General features: G+C 41.9%; 25 protein-coding genes. 10 read left to right on the plus strand and 15 right to left on the minus strand.

From position 1 onward, the window contains the following. Window positions 1-81: 81 nt before the first annotated feature. Window positions 82-1,329: a glutamate-5-semialdehyde dehydrogenase gene (locus tag BACCOP_RS16665; RefSeq protein ID WP_007571246.1), complete on the minus strand. Its 1,248-nt coding sequence runs from the start codon at window positions 1,327-1,329 to the stop codon at window positions 82-84. Between the two features lie 169 nt (window positions 1,330-1,498). Here BACCOP_RS16665 and BACCOP_RS16670 point away from each other — a divergent pair, with 169 nt between their 5' ends. From BACCOP_RS16670 to BACCOP_RS16680, 3 genes are read left to right on the plus strand one after another with little or no spacing between them, the layout of a single operon-like run. Next, complete coding sequence (locus tag BACCOP_RS16670) at window positions 1,499-1,729, plus strand: DUF2007-related protein (RefSeq protein ID WP_007571249.1); 231 nt, start codon at window positions 1,499-1,501, stop codon at window positions 1,727-1,729. Then, on the plus strand, window positions 1,726-2,196 hold the full coding sequence (locus BACCOP_RS16675; protein WP_007571250.1) for an amidohydrolase family protein: 471 nt from the start codon (window positions 1,726-1,728) through the stop codon (window positions 2,194-2,196). Before BACCOP_RS16670 ends, BACCOP_RS16675 begins: the two co-directional genes overlap by 4 nt. Before the next feature lie 35 nt (window positions 2,197-2,231). Beyond that, the gene (locus tag BACCOP_RS16680; RefSeq protein ID WP_227994692.1) at window positions 2,232-3,215 is read left to right on the plus strand and encodes a lytic transglycosylase domain-containing protein; all 984 of its coding nucleotides are present in this window, start codon (window positions 2,232-2,234) and stop codon (window positions 3,213-3,215) included. A gap of 207 nt (window positions 3,216-3,422) precedes the next feature. On the opposite strand, the gene ung is transcribed toward BACCOP_RS16680, so the two are convergent. The 9 genes from ung to tsaB all read right to left on the minus strand — a co-directional run bounded on the left by ung (window position 3,423) and on the right by tsaB (window position 13,210). Further along, a complete protein-coding gene (ung, locus tag BACCOP_RS16685; protein ID WP_007571252.1) occupies window positions 3,423-4,085 on the minus strand; it encodes a uracil-DNA glycosylase in 663 nt (220 codons plus the stop codon). 27 nt (window positions 4,086-4,112) lie between these two features. Further along, a complete protein-coding gene (locus tag BACCOP_RS16690; protein ID WP_007571253.1) occupies window positions 4,113-6,542 on the minus strand; it encodes a S9 family peptidase in 2,430 nt (809 codons plus the stop codon). A gap of 86 nt (window positions 6,543-6,628) precedes the next feature. Next, window positions 6,629-7,969 carry an RIP metalloprotease RseP gene (gene rseP / locus BACCOP_RS16695; protein ID WP_007571254.1) on the minus strand — a complete coding sequence of 447 codons (1,341 nt, stop codon included), beginning with the start codon at window positions 7,967-7,969 and terminating at the stop codon, window positions 6,629-6,631. A 41-nt stretch (window positions 7,970-8,010) separates the two neighbouring features. Beyond that, a complete protein-coding gene (gene dxr / locus BACCOP_RS16700; RefSeq protein WP_007571256.1) occupies window positions 8,011-9,168 on the minus strand; it encodes a 1-deoxy-D-xylulose-5-phosphate reductoisomerase in 1,158 nt (385 codons plus the stop codon). A gap of 2 nt (window positions 9,169-9,170) precedes the next feature. Beyond that, a complete protein-coding gene (locus BACCOP_RS16705; RefSeq protein ID WP_007571257.1) occupies window positions 9,171-10,034 on the minus strand; it encodes a M23 family metallopeptidase in 864 nt (287 codons plus the stop codon). 10 nt (window positions 10,035-10,044) lie between these two features. Further along, on the minus strand, window positions 10,045-10,557 hold the full coding sequence (gene rimM / locus BACCOP_RS16710; protein WP_007571259.1) for a ribosome maturation factor RimM: 513 nt from the start codon (window positions 10,555-10,557) through the stop codon (window positions 10,045-10,047). Between the two features lie 4 nt (window positions 10,558-10,561). Beyond that, on the minus strand, window positions 10,562-11,869 hold the full coding sequence (murA, locus tag BACCOP_RS16715; protein WP_007571261.1) for a UDP-N-acetylglucosamine 1-carboxyvinyltransferase: 1,308 nt from the start codon (window positions 11,867-11,869) through the stop codon (window positions 10,562-10,564). Between the two features lie 18 nt (window positions 11,870-11,887). Beyond that, entirely contained in the window at window positions 11,888-12,487 is a 600-nt protein-coding gene (locus BACCOP_RS16720) for a DUF4290 domain-containing protein (RefSeq protein WP_007571263.1), read from the minus strand. A gap of 33 nt (window positions 12,488-12,520) precedes the next feature. Further along, window positions 12,521-13,210: a tRNA (adenosine(37)-N6)-threonylcarbamoyltransferase complex dimerization subunit type 1 TsaB gene (gene tsaB, locus BACCOP_RS16725; RefSeq protein WP_007571265.1), complete on the minus strand. Its 690-nt coding sequence runs from the start codon at window positions 13,208-13,210 to the stop codon at window positions 12,521-12,523. Window positions 13,211-13,449: 239 nt separating this feature from the next. Between tsaB and BACCOP_RS16730 the strand changes: the two genes are divergently transcribed. The 7 genes from BACCOP_RS16730 to BACCOP_RS16755 all read left to right on the plus strand — a co-directional run bounded on the left by BACCOP_RS16730 (window position 13,450) and on the right by BACCOP_RS16755 (window position 20,085). Then, on the plus strand, window positions 13,450-14,400 hold the full coding sequence (locus tag BACCOP_RS16730) for a transposase (protein WP_007571267.1): 951 nt from the start codon (window positions 13,450-13,452) through the stop codon (window positions 14,398-14,400). A 54-nt stretch (window positions 14,401-14,454) separates the two neighbouring features. Continuing rightward, window positions 14,455-14,934 (plus strand): transposase, encoded by a 480-nt coding sequence (locus tag BACCOP_RS19320; protein ID WP_227994781.1) that lies wholly within the window; start codon window positions 14,455-14,457, stop codon window positions 14,932-14,934. A gap of 345 nt (window positions 14,935-15,279) precedes the next feature. Further along, entirely contained in the window at window positions 15,280-16,155 is an 876-nt protein-coding gene (locus tag BACCOP_RS16735; protein ID WP_007571271.1) for a YicC/YloC family endoribonuclease, read from the plus strand. Between the two features lie 87 nt (window positions 16,156-16,242). Continuing rightward, window positions 16,243-16,806 carry a guanylate kinase gene (gmk, locus tag BACCOP_RS16740; protein WP_007571273.1) on the plus strand — a complete coding sequence of 188 codons (564 nt, stop codon included), beginning with the start codon at window positions 16,243-16,245 and terminating at the stop codon, window positions 16,804-16,806. A gap of 11 nt (window positions 16,807-16,817) precedes the next feature. Beyond that, the gene (locus BACCOP_RS16745; RefSeq protein ID WP_007571275.1) at window positions 16,818-17,000 is read left to right on the plus strand and encodes a hypothetical protein; all 183 of its coding nucleotides are present in this window, start codon (window positions 16,818-16,820) and stop codon (window positions 16,998-17,000) included. Beyond that, the gene (nadD, locus tag BACCOP_RS16750) at window positions 16,982-17,575 is read left to right on the plus strand and encodes a nicotinate (nicotinamide) nucleotide adenylyltransferase (protein WP_007571277.1); all 594 of its coding nucleotides are present in this window, start codon (window positions 16,982-16,984) and stop codon (window positions 17,573-17,575) included. Before BACCOP_RS16745 ends, nadD begins: the two co-directional genes overlap by 19 nt. A 2-nt stretch (window positions 17,576-17,577) precedes the next feature. Then, window positions 17,578-20,085, plus strand: coding sequence for a zinc-dependent metalloprotease (locus BACCOP_RS16755; RefSeq protein WP_007571279.1), 2,508 nt, complete (start codon window positions 17,578-17,580; stop codon window positions 20,083-20,085). A 372-nt stretch (window positions 20,086-20,457) separates the two neighbouring features. Here the strand turns inward: BACCOP_RS16755 and BACCOP_RS16760 are convergent, their stop codons facing one another. The 5 genes from BACCOP_RS16760 to BACCOP_RS16780 form a co-directional block, all read right to left on the minus strand. Continuing rightward, entirely contained in the window at window positions 20,458-21,318 is an 861-nt protein-coding gene (locus tag BACCOP_RS16760) for a DNA adenine methylase (RefSeq protein ID WP_007562461.1), read from the minus strand. Beyond that, entirely contained in the window at window positions 21,315-21,953 is a 639-nt protein-coding gene (locus BACCOP_RS16765) for a thymidylate synthase (protein WP_007562465.1), read from the minus strand. The genes BACCOP_RS16760 and BACCOP_RS16765 overlap by 4 nt, the downstream gene beginning before the upstream one ends. A 66-nt stretch (window positions 21,954-22,019) precedes the next feature. Then, a complete protein-coding gene (locus BACCOP_RS16770; protein ID WP_007562467.1) occupies window positions 22,020-22,262 on the minus strand; it encodes a hypothetical protein in 243 nt (80 codons plus the stop codon). A gap of 184 nt (window positions 22,263-22,446) precedes the next feature. Then, window positions 22,447-22,932 carry a DUF4376 domain-containing protein gene (locus BACCOP_RS16775; protein ID WP_007562469.1) on the minus strand — a complete coding sequence of 162 codons (486 nt, stop codon included), beginning with the start codon at window positions 22,930-22,932 and terminating at the stop codon, window positions 22,447-22,449. Beyond that, window positions 22,929-24,230, minus strand: a complete 1,302-nt coding sequence (locus BACCOP_RS16780) for a reverse transcriptase domain-containing protein (RefSeq protein WP_007562471.1) — start codon at window positions 24,228-24,230, stop codon at window positions 22,929-22,931. The genes BACCOP_RS16775 and BACCOP_RS16780 overlap by 4 nt, the downstream gene beginning before the upstream one ends. Window positions 24,231-24,541: the final 311 nt, after the last annotated feature.

Here is a 24,541-nt window from a genome sequence, read left to right on the forward strand (position 1 = left end):
TATAAATTAATAATAGCATGGCAAATATACTATAAAAATACAACAAAATAGTATTTCAGCCAGAAATATTGCAAAAATATTCTATTTACGTATCTGTCCATTACCTTCAATCAACCACTTATAGGTAGTTATTTCTCTCAATCCCATCGGTCCTCTTGCATGTAATTTTTGCGTACTTATACCGATTTCTGCTCCTAATCCAAACTGCGCACCATCTGTAAATGAGGTTGGTGCATTGGTATATACACAGGCCGCATCTACCATGCAGGCAAAATAAGAAGCAGCCTGCTGATCTTCTGCAACAATACATTCACTATGCTTTGAACTGTATGTATAAATATGCGAGAGGGCCTCATCTATATCAGCGACTGTACGGACAGCCATTTTATAATCCAAGAATTCTTTTCCAAAACTTTCGGGGGTAGCACGGCAAAGCAGTTCAGCAGGGTAATTTCCACACAAAGCTTCATAAGCCAATTCATCTGCATAAATTATTACATGGCTATTTTGCAGGGGTGCACAAAGAGCCGGCAAATCGGATAAGCGGGAAGCATGAATTAACAAGCAGTCGAGTGCATTGCATACACTCACCCGACGGGTTTTCGCATTATTAATAATTGCTGTACCTTTTACTATATCACCTGAAGCATCGAAATAAGTATGACAAACTCCAGCTCCAGTTTCTATTACAGGAACAGTTGCCTCACGACGTACATACTCAATAAGCCCACTGCTTCCTCGAGGAATAATCAAATCGACCAATCCTTCGGCATGAAGCAATTCGGTTGTAGCCTCACGACCAGCAGGAAGCAGTTCGACGATATGAGTGTCAACACCAAACCGTTCAAGCACTTCATGTATCACCTTAACAATCGCCCTATTCGAACAATCGGCATCACTTCCTCCTTTCAACACACAAGCATTTCCACTTTTAAAGCAAAGCGAAAATACATCAAAGCTAACGTTAGGACGTGCTTCATAGATGATACCGATAACTCCGAAAGGAACACTTATCTTTTTTAAGTGTAATCCACTAGGACGAACACTTTCTTCCAAGATCCGTCCCAAAGGAGATGGTAAAGCTGCAACATTTCGCATATCGGCAGCAATAGTCTCCAGGCGTTCTTTTGTCAGTTTCAGACGGTCATATTTCGGATTCGCAACATCCATACGACCTAAATCTTCCACATTCGCTTTTAAGATATCTTCACAATGCTCCATTGCTGCATCTGCTACAGCAAGCAGTATTTCATTTATTTGCTTCTCATCCAACAAAGCCAGCCGAGATGAGGCCTTACGTACATCGTGTAAAACAGCTTCTATATTCATATGACTATTTGACTATACAACATTATGATTTCATGCAAAAATATCATTATTTCTATGACTTGTACTCTTTTTCTGTTTTTTATATGAAGATATTACGAAAACTTTCTTATCTTTGGATAAACATACAGAGAGTATCAATCCTTTTTATTAACCACCAAAACAACAAGCTATGGAAACTAAAACGTACGGATCATTAATTGAAGTTTTCAGAGGCAGCCTCTGGGAAGCAGAATTAGTAAAAGGTTTGTTAGAATCAGCCGGAGTGTCAGCTATGCTGAAGGATGAAACATTATCAGCTGTTACTTCTCCTTATTCAGGAACAGGAGGGCAGGTACTGGTAATGGTTAATAAGGAGGAAGAAGTTTATGCTAAAAAAGTAGTATCAGAAAGAAAAGTATGAAAAGAAGGATCTTCACAGCTATGGCTGTTCTAGCTTTTTCTGCATTCGGAATGAATGCGCAAACATTACAATCGACAACATGGAAGGCCTACGGGATCAGTTTTAAAGCTCCCGCAGGCTTTAATGTAGAGGATGATTCAGAAGAGGGATATATCATCAGTACCCCTACTTATTACATTACAGTGCAATTACTGGAAGGAGAAGGCATAAAACGTTCGGAACTATCTCAGGAATTGAAAAACATTGCTTCCGACGATGAAGTCACAAACCAGACTCCTGTAACCACTTTTGAATTACCTCAATTTTACGGTGCACAATTAAAAGGCAATTGTGAAACCGAACAATGTATATATTCGTATCTGCTCACAAAAGACGGAAGTAGCGGATTCTATGTATCCATAACCTATACAGACAAACAAGATAATACACCTGAGAATATTTTGAAAAGCTTTTCCCTTGAAGAATAAGATGTCTATTGGGGCAACATAAGAAATTATATAACATGATGAATCTAACCATATCAACACACACTCCTGTTCGTTTCTCAATAATTATTATGCTTTTGGCAACTTGTTTACCTATAGGTATCACGCCAATTGCTGCCCAAGGATTCTTTTCGACCACAGCCTTGACATATAGTTGTCAGGATATACCCCAAAGCATCATGTTTTGTGGAGAAAATATTGATCTGACCCGATTTGACAGACGAGAGCGAATTGATCGCGAGCTTTTGGCTTTTACGTATATGCACAGCACTTCTATACAGATGATTAAAAGAGCCAATCGCTACTTCCCGATTGTAGAATCTATCCTTCAAGAAAATGGTATTCCAGATGACTTTAAATACTTGATGTCTATAGAAAGTAACAATAATCCATTGGCACGTTCCGGAGCCGGAGCCGCAGGGTTATGGCAGTTTATGCCGGGAACCGGTCGTGAATTTGGTCTGGAAGTAGGACATAGTGTAGACGAACGTTATCATGTAGAGAAATCAACGCGTGCCGCATGTAAATATCTGAAACAGGCTTACGCTCGCTTTGGCAATTGGGTTAGTGTAGCTGCATCATATAATGCCGGACAGGGGCGTATCTCACGCGAACTGGAACGCCAATATGAGGAAGATGCACTCGATCTTCAGCTCGTAGAAGAAACAGCGCGTTATGTTTATCGTATTCTTGCTGCAAAAATTATGTTTTCCAACCCGCAGAAATTCGGCTTCCGGCTGCGTGCGTGTGATTTATATCCCATCATCCCATATCACGAGATTAAAGTAGAAGAAAGTATAGATGACTTACCTCGGTTTGCTAAAGGCAGAGGCATTACTTATTCACTTTTGAGGAATATGAATCCATGGATACGTAGCAGTTCACTTCCGGTACATGGAAAAAATGTATATTACATTCGTATACCAGACAAAGAAGGTATGCATTATAATCCGCGTATTATCATCCCGCACGATCCTCGCTGGGTAATAAAAGACGAGTAAAGGTTAACAGTCCTCATATAAAAAGCAGAAATAAATTCTACTTTGTGAGAATGAATATCTAACTGCAAGAAAATTACTTTTCTATCATAAAAAGAGCCATATCATTCCTCCGCAATGGAGTTTTTGATATGGCTCTTTCATTATAATCTCCGTAGTTAGTAACTTTTCAGGGAAGTCAACTCAGCTTTAATGATAGAAAATGCAACATCACCATTCAATCTCTTTCAGCCCTTTACTCTTCAAATATTCATTAGCCTTGCTAAAATGTTTACAGCCAAAGAAGCCATAATCAGCAGACCGGGGAGATGGATGAACTGTCATCAAAATGCAATGCTTGGAAGCATCAATCAGAGAAGCTTTCGATTTTGCATAACTTCCCCACAACATAAATACCAAATTTTCACGTTCGTCACTTAACTTTTTAATAACTGCGTCCGTAAAGATTTCCCATCCTCTATTCCGGTGAGAGCCTGTTTGATGCGCTCTGACAGTAAGTACAGAATTCATAGAGAAAACTCCCTGCTCTACCCACCTGTCTAAATTTCCGGATTCAGGTATCGGCTTTCCTAAATCCTGATGAATTTCTTTAAAGATATTCATTAGCGATGCTGGAATAGCCGTCCCTTCCGGTACAGAAAAACAAACTCCATAATATTGTCCAGGGGTTGGATAAGGATCCTGCCCTAAGATTACAACTTTTACTTTTTCAAACGGACAAACATTGAACATATGAAAAATCTGCGAACCGTGAGGCAATACATGCTCATGTGCATACTCGCTCCTTACAAAATCAGTCAGCTGCCGAAAATAAGGCTTATCAAATTCTTCTTGCAAACGCTTACGCCAACTTTCTTCTATTTTGACATTCATGTTTATCGTTTAAATTTTATATTCAGTCTACCGTTGCGGAATATCAACTAAGGTTTCACTTTTTCCTTTTAAATGTTCTGAGAAAAAGTCTACCAAACGCCAATAAAAATATTCATTCATATCACCAAATCCGTGACGCTGTCCGGGAAGCAAGAGCATATCAAAACGTTTGTTAGCACGAATCAAAGCATCAACGACACGAATCGTATTTGCCGGATGAACATTATTATCAATATCTCCGTGTACCAACATAAGATGTCCCTTCAATTGCTTCACGATTTCCGGATTAGTAGCAATCTTATATGCAAATGTAGTATCACCCTTTTCTGAAATTTCCTCTTTCACCCCATGATGCGTTTCACTCCACCAACGGTTATAAATACGGTTATCATGGTTTCCCGCACACGAAACAGCAGCCTTATAAAAGTCGGGATACTGACAAATAGCCGCTGTCGACATGAAGCCTCCTCCTGAATGTCCATGAATACCTACTCGGTCAATGTCAATAAACTTATAGCGTGCCGCAAGTTGTTCCACAGCAGCCTTATGATCAGCTAGTGGATAGTCACGCATATTTCCATATCCATAGTTGTGATACCATTTCGAACGACTGGGATGTCCACCTCTCTGTCCTACAGAAATGACAATAAACCCAGCCTGTGCCAGACGGTCAGTACGTACACTCATACGAGTAAACGGATAATAAACAGCTTCTACCTGAGGTCCCGGATAAACATAATCGATAATAGGATATACTTTCGTCGAATCAAAATCATAAGGTTTATACATTACTCCATACAAGTCGGTCACACCATCGGCAGCCTTCACTGTAAAGAGTTCCGGGAACTGATAACCAGCTGCCTTCAATTGAGAGAAATCGCTTTCCTGAATTGTCATTACCTTATTTCCATTCCGGTCTATCAAATCAGCGCATGGAACAGTATTGACCCGTGAATAATTATCAACAATGAAGCGAGCATCATCATCAACCTCTACCTGATGGAAGAAATCACCTTTGGTCAGTTGTTTCAAGCTACTTCCATCAGCATTCACCTTATATAAATGTTCGTAATATGGATTTTCTCCGTTTTCACGTCCGTTAGCAACAAAATAAATAGTACGGGTAGCCTCATCTATCTTCACAACGCGCTCTACATGCCAGGGACCTTTCGTTATACGATTTTTCAAATTGCCCCGATCATCATATAAATAAAGATGAGCCCATCCGTCGCGTTCACTCCACTGTACAAACTCCTTTCCACCATTCAATACATAAATCGGACGAGTTTCCTGATAAGTATTCATACGTTCCTTTACAACTGGAACAATAGAATCCTGCCCTATCGTATAAGTACAGACATCAATACGATGCAAGTCACGGCTACTCCGCGTCAGGAAGAAACGAGTATTATCTCCCTGCCATACAGGAGAAATAAACTCTGCATCACGCTGCTTTTGCTCATACGGACGTGCTTCCAAGCCTAAGCTCTGGTTTTTCCAGGCTGACACCTTTATTTCCTGACGAGTATTGTTCACCATATCAAATACATACAAATGCTCTTCGGGAGCTTCCATCTCTCCAGGCATCTGATAGCGATAAGTCTCGAGTGTAGGACGAGGCTGAGCAACAGAATTGATAACCCAAAGATCTTTGACTTTACGGTCATCAGATACAATAGTTACAAAATGCTTTGAATCGGGCGACCAATATCCCCATACACCTCGACGTTTACCGTTACAAAGTGTATCCGTATTCAATATACTGTACGGAATGCCATAGCCAAAATGTTCTGTTCCGTCTTTTGTCAACTGAATTTCTACAATTGTGCTGTCTTTTTCATCTTTCTGCGCCTTCCGGTAATCTTCCATGCTCATACGGAATAAATTGCAGTCTTTAGCATAGACAACAGTCTTTCCATCGGGAGAAACAGAAGCCCACGAAAGCTTTTTCGGTTCTTTTGCCTCTTCTGTCAGCTGAGTGAGTTTACGTGTCGGATAGTCATACGAAAAATAAAAGACTTTTTTCTCCGGTTTCTTCTTTTCGCCTTTTGCTGGCTTTACCTCTTGAGAAGACTCAACCTCGAAAGTAAATGTCCGTCCGTCTTCTTTCGCTTTCAGATTACGAATCGGCAAATGACGAGCTTCGAACGGATCGTGTACAATTTCTGTCAACTGAGAAGCTAGTTCGTCACGATCGAACAATTGCTTTTTTGTTCTTGAATTCGGGTCTACAACAAACCAGAATGTACCTTCACTGGTTTTATATTCGAACCAAAAACTATTTCCCTGCTGAAACCAATGCGGATCAACCGTAGTCGAGAAAAGCATTGTATTCAGTTTACTTTGGGTAAACTTCTCTGCCTGCAAATATTCAGGCAATCTTTCCTGTGCGGACAACGCCGTAGCACATAGGCACATACCGCCCCAAAACAAAACACTAAAAATTGATTTCCTCATAACTTTCAATATACAATTCAGGCACTGATTATATCCGTTTTTCTTGATAAAAAGCGGAATAAACAGTGCCTTTACCTATTTATAAATTAGAATAAAAATCTCAGTACATCATTGAAGTTTGCCCAAATCAGTAAAGCAAAGAGCAAGAACATTCCCACCATCTGAGCATACTCCAGAAATTTGTCGCTTGGCTTACGACGAGCGATAATTTCGTATAGCAAGAACAATACATGACCGCCATCGAGTGCCGGAATCGGCAGGATATTCATAAACGCCAAAATAATAGAAAGGAAAGCTGTCATTTCCCAGAAACGCTGCCAATCCCAAACCTTAGGGAAGATACTTCCAATGGTTCCGAATCCTCCTACACTCTTGGCACCTTCTTTAGTAAAGACATACTTCATATCGTTTACATAGCCTTTCAAGGTGTTTATTCCTAAAGTTACTCCGGCAGGGAATGACTCGAAGAATCCGTAACTTAAATTGGTTTCCTTATAGCTTACCAGTCCACCTACTGCATCTACCATAAACTGTTCATTGGTCTGAACGGTTACCGTATCTCTCACACCTTGACGCGAATAGACTAGTGAGAAGGATGCAGAGGTCTTCTTTTCTAATTCAGCCTTAGAACGAAGCTTGCCCATTTCATCCATAAATTCATTCCAAGAATTCAATGGAGTACCATTAAAAGCAAGCAGTGAATCACCTTTCTGAATGCCCGCTTTAGCAAATCTTCCACCAGCCAATACAGAGTCGACTATATTCGGACGGAAAGTTGCCACAAACATCGGATCTTCTTTTGCAACATCAAGCAAGCTCAACTCAGGCATCAGAATTTTTTTCTCTTCACCATTGCGAAGTACTGTAACCTCACGAGCTTCTACAATGTCACGAAGCATATCCATATCAAAGCGAACCAGTTCCTTATCGTCTGCACTCTTCAGAATATCTCCATCACGGAATCCAATCTGCTGAGCTGTTTCATTGAACTTCATACCATAGGTCATGTCTTTCAAGGCGATGTAAGAATCTCCCCATGTATAAAGAATCATCGAATAGATAAACAAAGCCAGCAGGAAGTTCATCAATACACCTCCCACCATCACCAGCAATCGCTGCCATGCCGGTTTGGAGCGGAACTCCCAAGGCTGAGCAGGCTGTTTCATTTGCTCGGTATCCATCGATTCATCAATCATACCCGAGATCTTGCAATATCCCCCTAGCGGCAACCATCCTACTCCATATTCCGTATCACTGTTCTTTGGCTTAAACTTAAACAGTGAAAACCAAGGATCAAAAAAGATATAAAACTTCTCTACTCGTATTTTAAAAAGACGCGCAAAGAAAAAGTGTCCTCCTTCATGTATAATCACCAGCAACGACAAGCTGAGAATAAGCTGAAGGGCACGAATCAAAAATGTTTCCATCTAAAGTCTACTTTTCTATTTTGTAATGTTAATATATTCTGTTACTTCATTCCATTTATTACCATCTCAGCTGCAATACGACGTGTTTCTGCATCAGTCGAAACATAATCTTCGTAAGTAGGTGCAGCAATGAAAGGAACACGCTGCATCGTTTTTTCTATTACATCACTCATACCTAAGAATGATATCTGGTCTTTCAAGAACGATGCAACAACAACTTCATTTGCAGCATTGACAATGCAAGGCATATTACCACCCTGATGCAAAGCTTCATAAGCTAAAGCTAAATTGCGGAAGCGTTTGGTATCCGGAGCCTCAAAAGTCAAGCTGTTACATTTCATAAAGTCCAAACGGTCGAAAGACGAACGTATGCGCTGAGGATATGAAAATGCATATTGTATAGGCAGGCGCATATCAGGAACTCCCAATTGAGCTTTCACTGCACCATCTTCAAACTCAACCATCGAATGTATCACAGATTGAGGATGAACAACGACTTCTATCTGTTCTGGGCGTACACCAAACAACCATTTTGCCTCTATTACTTCAAACCCCTTATTCATCATCGAAGCAGAGTCGATTGTGATTTTCGCTCCCATGCTCCAGTTGGGATGCTTTAATGCCTGTTCCTTTGTGACCGTCTGCAACTGCTCCATCGTAAACGTACGGAACGGACCTCCTGAAGCGGTGAGAATAATCTTTTCCAACGGATTATTCATTTCCAGACATTGGAATATAGCCGAATGCTCTGAATCGACAGGTAATATAGGAGTATGATACTCGTTTGCCAAAGCATTGATCAGCTCACCAGCAACAACCATTGTTTCCTTATTTGCAAGTGCAATAATCTTTCCGGCACGAATCGCGCTCATTGTCGGACGCAATCCGGCATATCCAATCATAGCCGTCAACACAATATCTATCGGCTGTGACTCTACAACCTGGCAAATAGCATCTGCTCCGGCATAGACTTTTATAGGCAAATCAGACAATGCTTCCTTCAGCTGCAAATATTTGTCTTCGTTAGCAATAACAACAGCTTCAGGACGAAACTTCCGTGCCTGTCCGATAAGCAAATCGACTTTATTATTAGCAGTCAACACATAAGCTTCATATAAATCGGGATGTTCCTCTATCACTTGTAAAGCCTGCGTCCCGATAGAACCAGTAGAACCTAATATTGCTATTTGTTTCTTCATAATTAAAATACCACGTACTTTTCTGGATTAATAGGATTTCCCTTATGCCATAATTCAAAATGCAGATGAGGCTGATTATCTTCTGTTTCCGACTGTCCTATTAAAGCAATCACCTCTCCACCTTTGACTTTTTCACCCTCGTGTTTCATCAGTGAACCACAATGTTTATATACAGAAATAAAATTCTGCGGATGCTGTATCTGTATTACATACCCCCACTCTGCCGTATAAGCAGACATGATAACAGTACCATCGAGGGTAGCAAGAATACTTTCATTAGGACTTGCTGTCAAATCAATCCCGAAATGACGCTTCTCCGGACTAAATCCCGCAGACATCACACCACGCAACGGGCGGTAAAATATCAATCCCGCAGCATCGCGCACATCAGTTACAGCTGTCAGATTATATCTTTCTTTTTCTTCATACTGCTTACGGAACTCCTCTTCTTCTTTAGAGCGCTCCATCAGTTTTTCAGCACGAAGATCGGTCAGCGAATCAATAGACTGAACCGTATCTGCCTTAACTTGTCCACTCAAGATATCCTGAATATTCATCACATAACGGCTCTGGCGTTCAAGAGCAGCCTGTAGCGAATCTGCCCGTAAGGCATTGGCAACGATCTGAGAACGGACTTCACTGTTCATATATCCGGGAAGATAGTTTCGCAGCGGAGTAAAAGCAATAATGGCAGCTGCTATCAGAAAAATTACTGTACATACTGACAACAGCACAGACAAGCCGTTCAACTTAGACACATGAATGCCCACTACCTCTTCCAAGGTATTTTCATTGATAATAGTCAGTTTATATTTAAACTTAATATTATGCCAAAAAGCTTTACGACCTTTTCTTGTCTTTCTCATTATCTTATGTTTATTCCAACAATCCGTCCGGTATATCTACTTTCAGAACTCTGTTCTCTCTATCCAAATCGATAATAAATTCCTCGTGGGCAGGAAGCAAAAGTTCGTCACCGTCTTTTTCTATGACAAACAAAACATTCATCGTAGAGTCATCAACGGCAACAACTTCCCCCAAACAGCCATGATGAATATCCTCAACCTGAAATCCCGTAAAGAAATTCCAAGAAGTAATTTCATCTTGCTCATCCATGTATTTTTTAGGGAAATAAACCTCCACATTAGTCAGCATCCGTGCGCGTTCGGCAGTTTCAATTCCTTCAAATTTTACCAAAGCTACATCATCCGAACGGAAACGATATTCTTCTATAAAAAACGGAACCAAGATGCCATCCAGCAACAATACCAGATAATCGCACTCTACACGATCGAAAATATCATCGTTGAATGTAAAAGAAACTTCTCCTTTAATACCGTGAGGTTTGTTTATCACCCCGATTTTATATACTTCTTCTTTCTTAATCATAAACTTACTCTATTCGGGTAATACGAGCACCTAAAGCTGTCAAACGCTGTTCTATATTTTGATAGCCTCTGTCTATCTGCTCTATATTATGAATACGGCTGATGCCTTCTGCACTCAGCGCAGCTATTAACAATGCGATTCCTGCACGTATGTCAGGCGAAGTCATATTGCCTCCTCTTAAGCGGAAGTTATGATCATGTCCGATGACAACTGCACGATGAGGGTCACAAAGAATGATCTGTGCACCCATGTCAATCAACTTATCGACAAAGAACAGACGGCTTTCAAACATTTTCTGATGAATCAATACGCTTCCTTTAGCCTGAGTAGCTACCACGAGCATCACACTCAACAAGTCGGGAGTCAGTCCCGGCCAGGGAGCATCAGCTATTGTCATAATCGATCCGTCGATAAAGGATTCAATCTCATAATGATCCTGTTGAGGTACAAATATATCATCACCTCGCTGTTCCAGACGGATACCCAAGCGGCGGAAGCTATCAGGAATGATTCCCAGATTTTCGTAAGATACATTTTTGATAGTGACCTCACTGGATGTCATGGCTGCCATTCCGATAAAGCTTCCCACTTCAATCATATCTGGCAATACATGGTGCGTACATCCTTTGAGACTTTTCACACCTTCGATAGTCAGCAAATTGGAAGCAATACCTGTAATCTTGGCTCCCATGCTATTCAGCATCTTACATAACTGCTGCAAATAAGGTTCGCATGCAGCATTATAAATCGTAGTTTTTCCTTCAGCCAGTACAGCCGCCATAATAATATTTGCCGTACCTGTTACAGAAGCCTCATCAAGCAACATATACGTTCCTTCCAAGTGGCTGGCAGTTATTTTAAAAACGCCATTCACTGCATCGTAGTTGAACGAAGCTCCCAGTTTCTGAATTCCCAGAAAGTGAGTATCCAAACGGCGGCGACCTATTTTATCTCCTCCCGGCTTGGCTATCATAGCTTGTCCAAAACGAGCAACCAAAGGACCTACCAGCATGACAGAGCCACGCAAACGCGAGCAACGAGTAAGGAACTCTTCACTTTCCAAATAAGCAAGATTTACATCATCCGCCTTAAACGAATATGTATCTACACTCTTTTTAGAAACCTTTACTCCCATGTCACGAAGCAACTGAATCAAATTATTCACATCCAGAATATTCGGAATATTACTGATTGTTACTTCTTCGTCTGTCAATAATGTGGCACAAACCACCTGCAACACTTCATTTTTTGCACCCTGAGGAGCTATTTCCCCATGCAGTTTGTGTCCGCCTTCTATTACAAATGATGCCATAGTACCGGTTATTTAAGATTAATATTTTCTTTTTTGCTGATTATTGTTTACCTGACGACGACGAGGGGTAAACGTACGCTGTTCTGTCAAATGAAAATCTTCTGCCGACAACTTAATCTTACCTCCTGACAGTTCACACAAGTCATCCAGAATTTTCTGATCTTCCACACCATCCTTATTCCAATTCTGGTAATCTTTTTTCATATGATTAGCAATCAGTTTCAACAGCTGCTTCTTTTCCTCGCCTTCCTCGTAATCAATCGCAATTTTAATCATATCCTGAACAAAGCGTCCATAATGACGATAACGGATATTATTCTGAGAATAAGGAATCTGTTCAGGTTTTACTTCCAGACTTTCTTTTTTTACAATATCCACCGGATAATCAATATCCAACTTGAAATCAGCCATAATGGCCAGATGATCCCAAAGCTTATGCTTGAAATCTTCTACATCACGCAAATGCGGAAACATACCTCCCATTATATTAACAATGGTATTGGCACATCGCTGCCGCTCTTCACGATCTTCAATTGTCAGGGCATGGTCTACCATGTTTTGCACACTTCTTCCATACTCAGGAAGTGGTAATTTTCGTTGCTGGGTATTATATTCCATATATATTATCGCAAATTCTTCGTTTTTAGATTCTTACAAAAATTTCTTCGGAGTAGAAGCGACAAACTCTTTCAAATAGAAAGGTTCAAAATAAGCCACATCCTTGAAGTCTTCCTTTGCCATTGCTTTTTCGGCAAGAGGGAACATCCATTTAGCCAGCGGATGAATATTTTCGATAAAATGTGCATTAGGATGAGTTATTTTTTCACGACACTTGGCAGCTCCGTTTCCAAAGAAATAAACCGGATGTTCTGCCAAAAACCCGGCATAGGAATTTTCATCAATAATATCAGCTCCAATTTCACGCTTTACATTCAAAGCACGATCATATATAGCTGCATATACTTCCATACGGCGGGCATCTATCATCGGACACAACAATGCATCTTCCGGCAAATCTTCGAACAATAGAACAGGAACAGCCATTACTTCCGGAGTAGGAATTCCAATCAGCGGAATATTACGTCCGTAACAAATTCCTTTTGCCATAGACACACCAATACGAAGCCCTGTATACGAACCCGGACCACAACTTACGGCTACAGCATCCAATGGTATGGCATGATTGTCTATAAAAGATAAAGCCTCATCCACAAAAACACCTAATACGACAGCATGTGACGGACCCTTAAAGTCCTCTTTCGAAAAGATAGAAGTTCCATCCTGACTTACAGAAACAGAACATACCTCCGTTGAAGTTTCAATATGTAAAATGCACGACATAAATTAATTCCTTATTATATAGAGTGCAAATATACACTTTTATTTGCACTCACTTCTCAATAAACCAGTGTTTTTTAGGACCTGTTAGCAAAACGCCCTATTCTCAAATTTTCACCAGCACATTTTATGCAAGTTCTACAACATTTACTAAAGTTTCCCACCCCCAATAAAGAGGGTGGGAAGTAACAATAATTCAAATTTTCTTCGTAAATTAGAGGTGCTCAATCGACTGATTTACAATGGAAAACAAGAATACTGTTATAGATGCAAAAATAGGTAATTTGAACGAACTTACCAAGGTTTTATCCGTTAAAGAACAAGCCCAAGAGCAACTTTTAGCCGTCATGAAGGCATTGGGAATCGGTAAAATCGTTCGGAATCTCAAATTCGAGAAGGCTCAAGGCTATACCTTGGCCTCCCTCTTCATCTCGCTCCTCATCATGCGCCTGTGGGGAAAGACGATTGCAAGTGCCACTTCCAATCATTTTCATGGACTTTGCGCCGTGTCAAAGAACACGCTGTATCGCGCACTTTTGAACGCCCGCATCGACTGGCGAATGCTTCTTACCAAAATTACCCTTCGCTTCCATGCCATTCTCCGGGAGCATCAGGTGGATACCGACGAGCATGACACTTGTGCCATCCTTGATGATACAACCTTTCAGAAGAGCGGCATTCGAATCGAAGGAGTCAGCAAGGTGTTCGACCATGTCACCCACAATTTCATTTATGGAATGAAATGCCTGACACCGGCTCTCTCTGACGGGAAAAGCTGCTATCCCATAGACTTCTCCCTTCATCGTGAAAAAGGAAAGAAGAAGGATTACGGCTTGACCTTAAAACAGCGGAAGGAGCAGTTCAAGGAAAAGCGGAACGCAAAAAATCCGGACTATGCACGCAAGGCGGAATGTGATGAGAGCAGGCTCGAAATGGTCAGACGCATGCTCTGTCATGCCGTGGGGCATGGTATCAACTTCAAGTATGTGCTTGCTGACAGTTGGTTTACATGCGAATCGCTCATACAGGCAGTCCGCGAGCTATGCGGTGGTTCAGTGCACTATATTGGTTTGGCCAAGATGAACCCCAAGTTGCGTTATCAGACAAGCAAGTCCAAACGTCCCCAAAACATCCATGAACAGATTGTAAGGTATGAACGTACAACTTCATGCTATTGCCGAAAGTACAAGTGAAAATACATTCAGCTTCATGCAAAACCGGGCGAACAGCCCATACGCATCTTCATCATCAAATACGGGCGAAGCACCCATTGGAAAGTGTTGCTTACTACAGATACTTCCATGAACTTCGTCAGAGCCTTTGAACTTTACGAAAGACGCTGGGGCATAGAGGTCATATTCAAGGAATGCCGCGGTTATCTTGGACTGGGAAAATGTCAGAGTCGGAGCTACAACGCTCAGATTGCAGAAACCACCTTGTGTTTCATGATGTATCAGATGCTCTCCTTGGCCAAACGCTTTTCAGAATACGAAACCCTGGGAGCACTATTCCGCTCGGAGCGTGACCGGCTGCAAGTGCTCACCCTGTGGAGCAGAACTTTGGAAGAAGTCAGGCATCTGTTGGAAGTTTTGTCGCGTGAAGCAGGAGTGGATCTGTTGACATGCCTATCAACTGTAGCCGCACGGCAAATGGCAGACTTCTCCACAAAGGTCTGGGCACATTTTCTGTGCGATTCGGACGATTATGCCATGCCCGATTTGGACTAAACATTTTTTAGGCGTGCGTTAAATCGTTCGGAAAACATTTGGTTTTTAGACCACCCACCGAAGGGAGCTATTACTCAAATAGCTGATATGAGGGGGTGGGAAACTTCAGTTTTATATTTAACCTGCCAACGTAATCAGGGGGTAAATCAGAAGCTGACAGCTAAATTCAGTATGCAGCAAAATATCAGCATATCTTTTTAAAACATCAGCATGTTTTTAGACAAAATATCAGCATCTTTTTTACGCAGCTCTGCGAAGTCTTCAGTCTGTCAGAGAAAAAGCTTCTCTCTACTTTCCGGATTCACAGCTTTTTCCTACCTTTGCACGATAAAAAAACAGAATATTATGATACAATCAATGACCGGATACGGCAAAGCAACTGCCACATTCGGAGATAAAAAAATCAACGTAGAAATAAAATCATTGAACAGTAAGGCAATGGACTTGTCTACACGCATTGCCCCACTGTATCGTGAAAAAGAAATGGAAATCCGCAACCTTATTACCAAAACGTTGGAACGAGGAAAAGTGGACTTCAGCATATGGATTGAGAAAGATGCGGCCGAAACGGCTACTCCCATCAATGCTGCACTGGTAGAGAATTACTATAATCAGATAAAGACAATCTCGGACAACTGTCACATTCCTGTTCCCGAAGACTGGTTTGCAACTTTGCTCCGCATGCCGGACGTACTGACTCGCGTAGATATTCAAGAGCTGTCAGACGAAGAATGGGAAGTTGCAAGCAAAGCTATAGAAGAAGCATTGCAGCATTTGGTTGATTTCCGGAAACAGGAAGGAGCTGCACTGGAAAAGAAATTTACCGAAAAGGTAGACAATATAGAACGCCTGCTCAAATCAATCGAACCTTTCGAAAAAGAGCGTGTGGCAAAAATACGCGAGCGTATCACCGATGCCTTGGAAAAGACCATCAGTGTAGACTATGACAAAAACCGTCTGGAACAGGAACTGATATACTATATCGAAAAACTGGATATCAACGAAGAAAAGCAACGTCTTGCCAACCACTTGAAATATTTCCGCGAAACAATGGCTGGTGGACACGGGCAAGGTAAGAAGCTGGGATTCATCGCTCAGGAAATGGGTCGTGAAATCAATACAACAGGCAGCAAGTCAAATCATGCCGAAATGCAAAACATCGTAGTCCAGATGAAAGATGAACTGGAACAAATCAAAGAACAAGTTTTAAATGTAATGTAATATTAACAAGCTGAAGGGCGAAAGAAGAGGAAATCACTCATCAAGAGGTTTCTTCTTGTTTCGCTCTTCGTGTTTTTACTCAAAGTTATGGGAAAACTGATTATTTTTTCTGCGCCATCAGGTTCAGGTAAATCAACTATCATCAACTACCTGCTTACACAAAACCTGAATCTGGCTTTTTCTATTTCAGCTACCAGTCGCCCACCCCGCGGAACAGAACAAAACGGAGTGGAATATTTTTTTCTTACGCCTGAAGAATTCAAACAACGCATAGCCAACAACGAGTTTTTAGAATACGAAGAAGTATATACCGACCGTTTCTACGGCACACTGAAAGCACAGGTAGAAAAACAACTGGAGGCCGGTCAGAATGTTATATTCGATGTAGATGTTGTAGGTGGATGCAATATCAAGAAATTCTACGGCGAACGCGCGCTGTCGGTATTCATCCAGCCACCTTCGGTAGAAGAGTTGCGCAAGCGTCTGAACGGACGAGGAACAGATGCTCCCGAAGTGATTGAAAGCCGAATAGCCAAAGCTGAATTCGAATTAAGTTACGCCGACAAATTCGATGTAGTAATAATAAACGATGACTTGGATACAGCAAAAGCCGATGCCTTGAAAGTCATCAGTGATTTCTTGAAAAAATAACTTATCCATTTATGGCCAAAGATCCTAAGAAACTATTAAGAAGCATGATGATAGTCAGTATCATCATCGGACTCGTTGCACTGGCAGTAGCCGTAGTTGCAGTTGCCATGAAAGAGTATATTATTGCAGCAGCAATGCTTATCGTTGCCGGCTGGCAGGTCGTAAACTATCTAAAATGGAAAAAATGCCTGTAAAGACAGGAATATTCGGAGGAACATTCAATCCGATTCACATCGGTCATCTAGCTCTGGCAAACTATCTGTGTGAGTATGGTGGGCTGGATGAAATATGGTTTCTGGTATCTCCTCAAAATCCATTTAAACAAAATGTGGAGTTACTCGACGATAAGATACGGCTGGAAATGGTAAAAGCTGCAGTTTCCGGCTATCCTCGTTTTTGTGCTTCCGACTTTGAATTCACCCTTCCCCGCCCTTCCTATACAGTTGATACACTGAACCGGCTGGCAGAAGCCTATCCGGACAGAGAGTTTACACTTATTATCGGAGCGGACAACTGGGCAGCATTCGACCGATGGAAGTCACCCGAAGAGATTATCCGCAAACATAGTATTATTGTATATCCACGTCCAGGCTACAAGATACAGACAGGCCCGCTTCCACCTCATGTAAAAGTTGTGGATACTCCCCAGCTGGAGATCAGTTCAACTTTTATCCGGCAAGCAATCAGCGAAGGTAGAGATATACGATATTTCCTGCATCCGGAAGTTTATCGCATCATTGCAGAAAAAAAACTTTATAACCAGCAATAGACATGAAATCATACAAATTTCACATTCTTTCTCTTGCAACTCTTCTGCTGCTGGGAGCAACAACCCATGTAGAAGCTAAAATCTTTGAGAGGAAGAAAAAGAAAGCACAAACAGAAGTTAAAGCAGCTCCTGTCAAGCAAAATATAAACGGACTAAAGCCTTACGCGCAAGTCATTACACCAAAAGCCAAAAGTTCATTCGGTTTTCTGACAGTACACAAGGTTGACAATAATTACTTCTTTGAGATACCAGATTCTATGCTGAATCGTGATATCCTGATTGTAAACCGAATCAGCAAGGCTCCTACTTCTCGCCAGAAATCTCGCGTAGGTTATCCGGGAGATATTCTGGGAAGCAAAGTAATCCGTTTCGAGAACAAAGACAACAAGCGCATCCTTGTACGTGAATATTCTTATCGTGAACGCTCGGAAAACAAGGACGGAATGTTCCAGTCTGTACGCAATTCAAATACACAGCCTATCGTAGCCAACTTCGGAATAGAAACAATAAAGAAAGATTCACTTACCAGAAATTATGTAATCAATGTAAGTGTTTTCCTGCAAAAAGAAAATCCTTTATTCTCTTTCGATGCTGACAGCAAGGAATATATCGGATTATTGAACATGGTAGGTGAAGGAACTTACATCGATACTCTGAAAGCATTTCCAAAGAATATTGAGATTTCTACTACGGTCACTTACCAAAGTAAAAAAGGTATGAGCAATGTAGGATTTCCGGAAACCGGAAGTCCGCGTATACCACTGACTTACGAACTGAACAGTTCAATGGTTCTGCTTCCCGAAGTACCGATGAAAGCCAGACTGTTCGATCCGCGTGTAGGCTACTTCACCGTTGGTTATACCGATTTCGACAGCAACCCACAAGGTATCGAATACAAGAAACTTATTACGCGATGGCGTCTGGAGCCTAAGGACGAAGCAGCCTATCTGCGTGGAGAGCTTGTAGAACCTAAAAAGCCAATTATCATTTACATCGATCCGGCAACTCCCAAGAAATGGGTTCCGTATCTGATACAAGGAGTAAACGACTGGCAGGTTGCCTTCGAAAAGGCTGGATTCAAGAATGCCATTTATGCACTGGAAGCTCCTACTGATGATCCTTCATGGAGCCTGGAAGATGCACGTCACTCAGCCATAGTCTACAAACCTTCAGATATTCCTAATGCAAGTGGTCCGCACATCAACGACCCTCGTACAGGAGAAATTCTGGAAACTCATATCAACTGGTATCATAACGTCATGAGCCTATTGCGCGACTGGTATATGATTCAGGCAGGTACAATCGATGAAGCAGCACGCAAAATGCAACTCGACGATGAACTGATGGGACAACTTATCCGGTTTGTATCTTCTCATGAAGTAGGACATACATTAGGACTCCGACACAACTTCGGATCTTCACACACCGTACCAGTTGAAAAACTACGTGACAAAGCATGGGTAGAAGCCAATGGTCACACACCATCCATCATGGATTACGCCCGCTTTAACTATGTAGCACAACCTGAAGACGGTATTACACGTGCCGGAATCTTCCCTCGCATCGGTATATACGACAAATGGTCGATAGAATGGGGCTACCGATGGTTGCCACAATTCCAGACACCGGAAGATGAAGTTGCATTTTCTAACCAGTCTATTATCGAAAAGCTGAAAACAGACGTGCGTTACACCTTCGGTACGGAATCTGACCCTAATGATCCACGCAATCAGAGTGAAGACCTCGGTGACGACTCTATGCTGGCCAGCCTATATGGAATCAAAAATCTGAAGCGAATCGTACCTCAAATTCTAACATGGTCGTACGAACCTAACAAATCATATGCGGGAGCTGGAGAAATATATAGCGGAGTAGTTTCTCAATTCAACCGTTATTTAGGCCACGTAACTAAAAACGTAGCAGGAATTTACAGCAATTCTATCACTGTAGAACAGACAGATGAAATAGCACGTGAATTTGTTCCTGCCAATATCCAGAAACGGGCTATTGCTTTTCTGAATGAACAATTGTTCACAACTCCTGAATGGCTTATTGATCGTCAGTTGATGGAAAAAGCTAAAATACTCCCAGTGAACGTAATCTGTTCACTTCAGTCGGGTGTCCTGGCACGACTCATCAACAAGAACACACTCGACAAGATGAGTGAAAACGAAATTCTGAATGGCAAAAAAGCATATACATCTGCTCAGATGTTTAACGACCTGAAGAAAGTTATCTGGAGCAATCTGGGACAATCGGATATATACAAACGAAACATGCAGAAAGCATATGTAGAAAATCTGATCAATCTGCTGGATAAGAAAGGAAATGCTGATAAGAATGCATCAGGAAAGCGTCCGGCCTACTCAGAAGCTCCGGCCATCGCACATGGACAACTCACAGAATTGAAACGTCTGGCCACCAGTGCAGCCAGTATGACAAGCGGCACAGCCAAAGGTCATTATCAAAATTTAATCACACTGATTGATAATGCATTGAGCAACAAGTAAAGACATTCTTACAGTGTAATACTGAACACAATGTAGCTATCTAACAAGAACCATATTCTTCGCATACGTGAAATGTGAGAATATGGTTCTAATTTTTGTATTAAAAAGCCACTTATTTTACTTCCAGCACTACTATAATCCGCAAATCCAAATTTCCGCAGAATCCGAAACGAAGCGTTCGATTTTCAGGGAAAAGGACAAAACGAAGCGTTCAAAAAAGGAAAGCGCGCAACACTCAAAAAGCCGAAACAAAAGTTTTGTAATGACCTCTGTTTCGGCTTTATAATTTCATAAAAAATGGCTTTATAACGGCATTAAAATAAGGCTCAAAAGTTTGGCCTTCTACTTGAAAAATTGTATCTTTGTTCAGTGCTAAGCAGCTGTTTTATGAACTAATTTTTCCTGTTTCTTATACAGCATCATGTCTGTATATTCGGCAGAATAATTCATGTGGGCATTGAATTCCTTTTTTGTACAACCCTCAAAAGGATTGCCAATGGTTTTGTTTGCTCCAATCCATTCACACAGTTCAAGTATGGAGGATTTATTGGATGTGAAATAAACGAAGGAATGCTTTTCGAGTATCTTTAAAACATCCAAATAATCAGACAAGCGCCAATACATATTGTACGTACCAACATCAGTGGAAAGATAAGGCGGATCAATTAAAAAGACGACTCCGGGAACATCCTTATATTGGTTGAATACTGCTTTGTAGTCGCATGATACAATTTCAAGCCCTTTTAAGTAGTCAGAAGACTCCGGATAACCGGTCTTGCGAATGTTGTTATAAAGGACTTCCTTGCGCATTTCGGCTACAGACAATTTATACTTCATGGAGAACATAAGTGAGGATGATAAGGTTATAAAATCCACGTACCCAACATTTAGTTCTTCTTCCTCGATACGTTTAAAAATGCGTTCTCTAAGTTCCCCTTTAATTGGTTTATGTTTGGGTATCGAATTACCCACCAGCTCCCTAATATCGGCAAGCAGTTTATTTGTCTGTGGGATATTTTTCAGTCTGAACCGGTAGTTGTCGAAGTCATTGTAGACAACAGTAGCATCGGGCTTGCTTCTTTTGGCTATATGCGAAAGAAGTCCGGAACCGCCAAACAAGTCCACAAACACGGTATCTTCAGGGAACTGTTCCAAAACTTTAATAAACTCTTTAGCAAACATTCTTTTTTGGCCTACAAATGGCAGTGGTGCAGATAAATTCATATTCTTCATACGTTCAAGTCAAATTTAATGTTTTCAACTCCGGATAACAGTTCCAGAGTCCGGTCAATGTTATTTTCATATATATGCACATTTCCAAGGTCAAGGGTTATGGACTTCAGGGGAAGCTCCACCTGCCTTGCCATCAGATAAAGATGATAAATATCAGCCGGAAGCCCAAGGTTCGCATCAGAACTACGCTGATATGCAGATAGCACCAATTCTCCCTCATCAATTTGGAACTGCACAAGACTCAGGCAGGGTGCCTGGTTGCTTTCCACCCCGGTTTCTCCAAGAAACAGGACATAATTCTTGCTGTTGCGCTTTTCCCGGTTAATCCTGGTTATGAGGGGGGGAAGCTTTTCAAAGTAAGTTGGATAGCTGTTTACAAGGGTATGGCCGCAATAATCCCACCAGGTAATCCCTGCCTCTTTGTATTTTTCCACATCCCGGACTCCTTGCATAAACAGTTTCAATTCCTCTTTCAGCTTTTTCCTGGCTATCCCGTGGCTTTCAAATATGTCAAGTAAATCAGCGGGGGTTAGCATGAGCCTTTCGTTTAATAGATACTTGATACGCCCTTTCCTATTGGTCTGGATTTTGCCCGTTTGGAGTATCTTGTCTAATGTCTGGTAATACTTATTCATGAGCTTTATTTTTGGTTGTACAAAGGTAGCTCTACCGGACAACACAAGGCATCCCCGGCACATCAATCACACTGCACCGAGCGTGCAGTGCTTTCCAAACCGTTTGATAACATCATACACCTTACGTTCGCTTACCGAATATTTATTTGCCAAAAACGCCACTGCATAAGTGGTCTTTTCACCTTGTTTTTTCATGACCTCATACTCCGTATATAAGTCTATGAATCGAAGGTCATCCTGCTTGCCGCCCAAACTTATAAGCATTTCAAGCGGTTCTCTGTTAAATTTAAGTGCTTCAAACAATGTCATATCCAATCATTTTTGTACTTTTGCAATGCCAATCATTTATTTAATGCGTAAAAACGCCACGAGAGTGCGGCAGAGGGCATTGCCCCCGGTCGCGCACTCTCGTGGCGTTTTGTGTTAATAAATGATTGGCGTCTATATTAACAGGCCGGGGGCTTTTTTATCCCTCCCCCGAAGGGATTGTCAATCACTCAATCCGATATAATTCCAAATTGAACTTGTCCTTTTTTTCCCAGCCTTCAGCCAGAACTGTCTGAATGAATCCTACTGCTTTTGTATAGAAATCTTTCAGTTCTTCTAACTGAGTAAAAGTATGGTATTCCGGTTGTTCATCCGAACCAAACTTAAACGTCACTGGCAGGGTTTCTCCGCCCGTCTGAACGGCCAAATCGTATGCTGCCTTATAGTTGTACTGGTTCTCCACAGAAAGCCATACATGGGCACCATTATAGGCGAATCCGGATAGGATAGCCGCATCAGTCTGGCTGTTATACCAGGACATAACCAATGTGTGGATTTCCTCATCAGTAGGCTTATGCCCGAACTCCTCTTCCATGTAGGAGGCAGAGCCGTTCTCTTTTTCCTGCACATCCCATCGGATGCGCCATTTGTCTTTAACCGGGTTCGTGCATTCCATCAGCGAAACCCCGGAACTTCCTTCAACTCTTCTCATGTAAACACGTATTTGGTTCTACCTTTGCCGAATGTCTCTGTCTTGATGGTCGTTTCAAACGGGAAACCATCCGGCATTTCCTTTACTTGTGCGAGAATATTCTTCATTTCCTCGCTGTTGGTGAAGAACTTCTTTGCCTCGCCGTTCACTTCGATGGCCACAATACAGCGGTCTTCTCCCTGCTCGGTTTTGATACCGGTCTCAAAGTCCTTCACTACAATGGGTAAGTTTACCAGTTCCCGGATGCTTACCACCACTCCGGGGAATCGCTTTTTACCGTCTTCCGGCTTGTAAGCGACATTCAAGTCTTTAAAACTTCTCATTTCTTTGCCTGTTAATTTTTTAAACAACTTATTACAGTCGGCGTGCTTCGTCATGCCGTAGAAACTGGCAATCAGTTCCCGCCGTCTTTTTCTCGATTTTACCTCGTGCATTTTCCGGGCAAACTTCTGTTTGATGCGTTTCCGCAATCTTACATAGTCGGGACGGATAACATAGCCAAGGAAATCAATGCCTTCTTCCACAGGGAACACCCGTTCATTCGGCTTTATTTCCAAGTCTATTTTTCCCATTTGCCCGTGAACAGCATCACGAATCTTCCACAATTCCGCTTTCGTTTTACCGAGTACCAGTCCGTCATCGCAATAGCGATAGTAATAACGAACCCCGTACTTATCCTTCAGATAGTGGTCTAAAAATACAGACAGAAGCAGATTTCCTGCCCCTTGTGAACTGCGCAGTCCGAAACTGATACCTTCCGGCAGCAGCTTAACAAACCGCTCCAACAAGACCAACAGCCTTTTGTCCTTGAACACCCTCCGGAAGCACCACATAACAAAGTCCTGCCGCGCATTGTCATAAAACCTCCGGATGTCAAATTTGTATGCGTAAAGCGTGCCTTCCGGATTTTTTTGCAAATCGGTACGTATGCAGTTCATCAGGTCATGAGTACCGCGCCTTTTGATGCTTGCACCGGTTGTCCGGATATAACGTTTTTGCAGGTGGCGGTCCACCACATTCATGATGGCAAACACAGCGATGCGGTCTTTCATGGACAGGATCTGCAAAATACGTTTTTTACCGTATTCTTCAATTTCCCTCTCATGGTAGCCGCCCAGCCGGAATGAGCCGTCCGCAATGGAAGCCGTCAGTTCGGTGATAATCTTCTCCCTATGGGCAAGCAGGAATCGTCCCTGCCTTGACCTCTTACGATCGGTTCCGCGAAGTACCGAATCGAATGCCTCCGACATATTGGAGTATTCGATGATTTCCTCGATAATATATCCTTCCCTGCGCATAAGCTATTGGTTAATAAACATGGAAGATGAGGGCCTTCCTTTCCCCGGGTCTGACTTCTTCGAACTGATAACAGCCTACCAAACTCCACCCGACGCGTGATTTTTCAGCTTTCCACCTTTTCTGGTGCTGTTGCTGTGGCTTGCTCCCCTCGGCACCGCTTCGGGGACACGTCCCCGCTGCTGTACGCCGATTTGTTAGATTTCCAGACGCGAGCCGACATTCGCACCCGTACTCGAAGCATCGTTATTCGCATTCGCATTCGACACACCGCCATTCGCATTCGCATTGTTGTACCCGCGATAGACCACAC

Origin of the sequence: Phocaeicola coprocola DSM 17136, assembly GCF_000154845.1 — a bacterium.
GTDB lineage: Bacteria > Bacteroidota > Bacteroidia > Bacteroidales > Bacteroidaceae > Phocaeicola > Phocaeicola coprocola.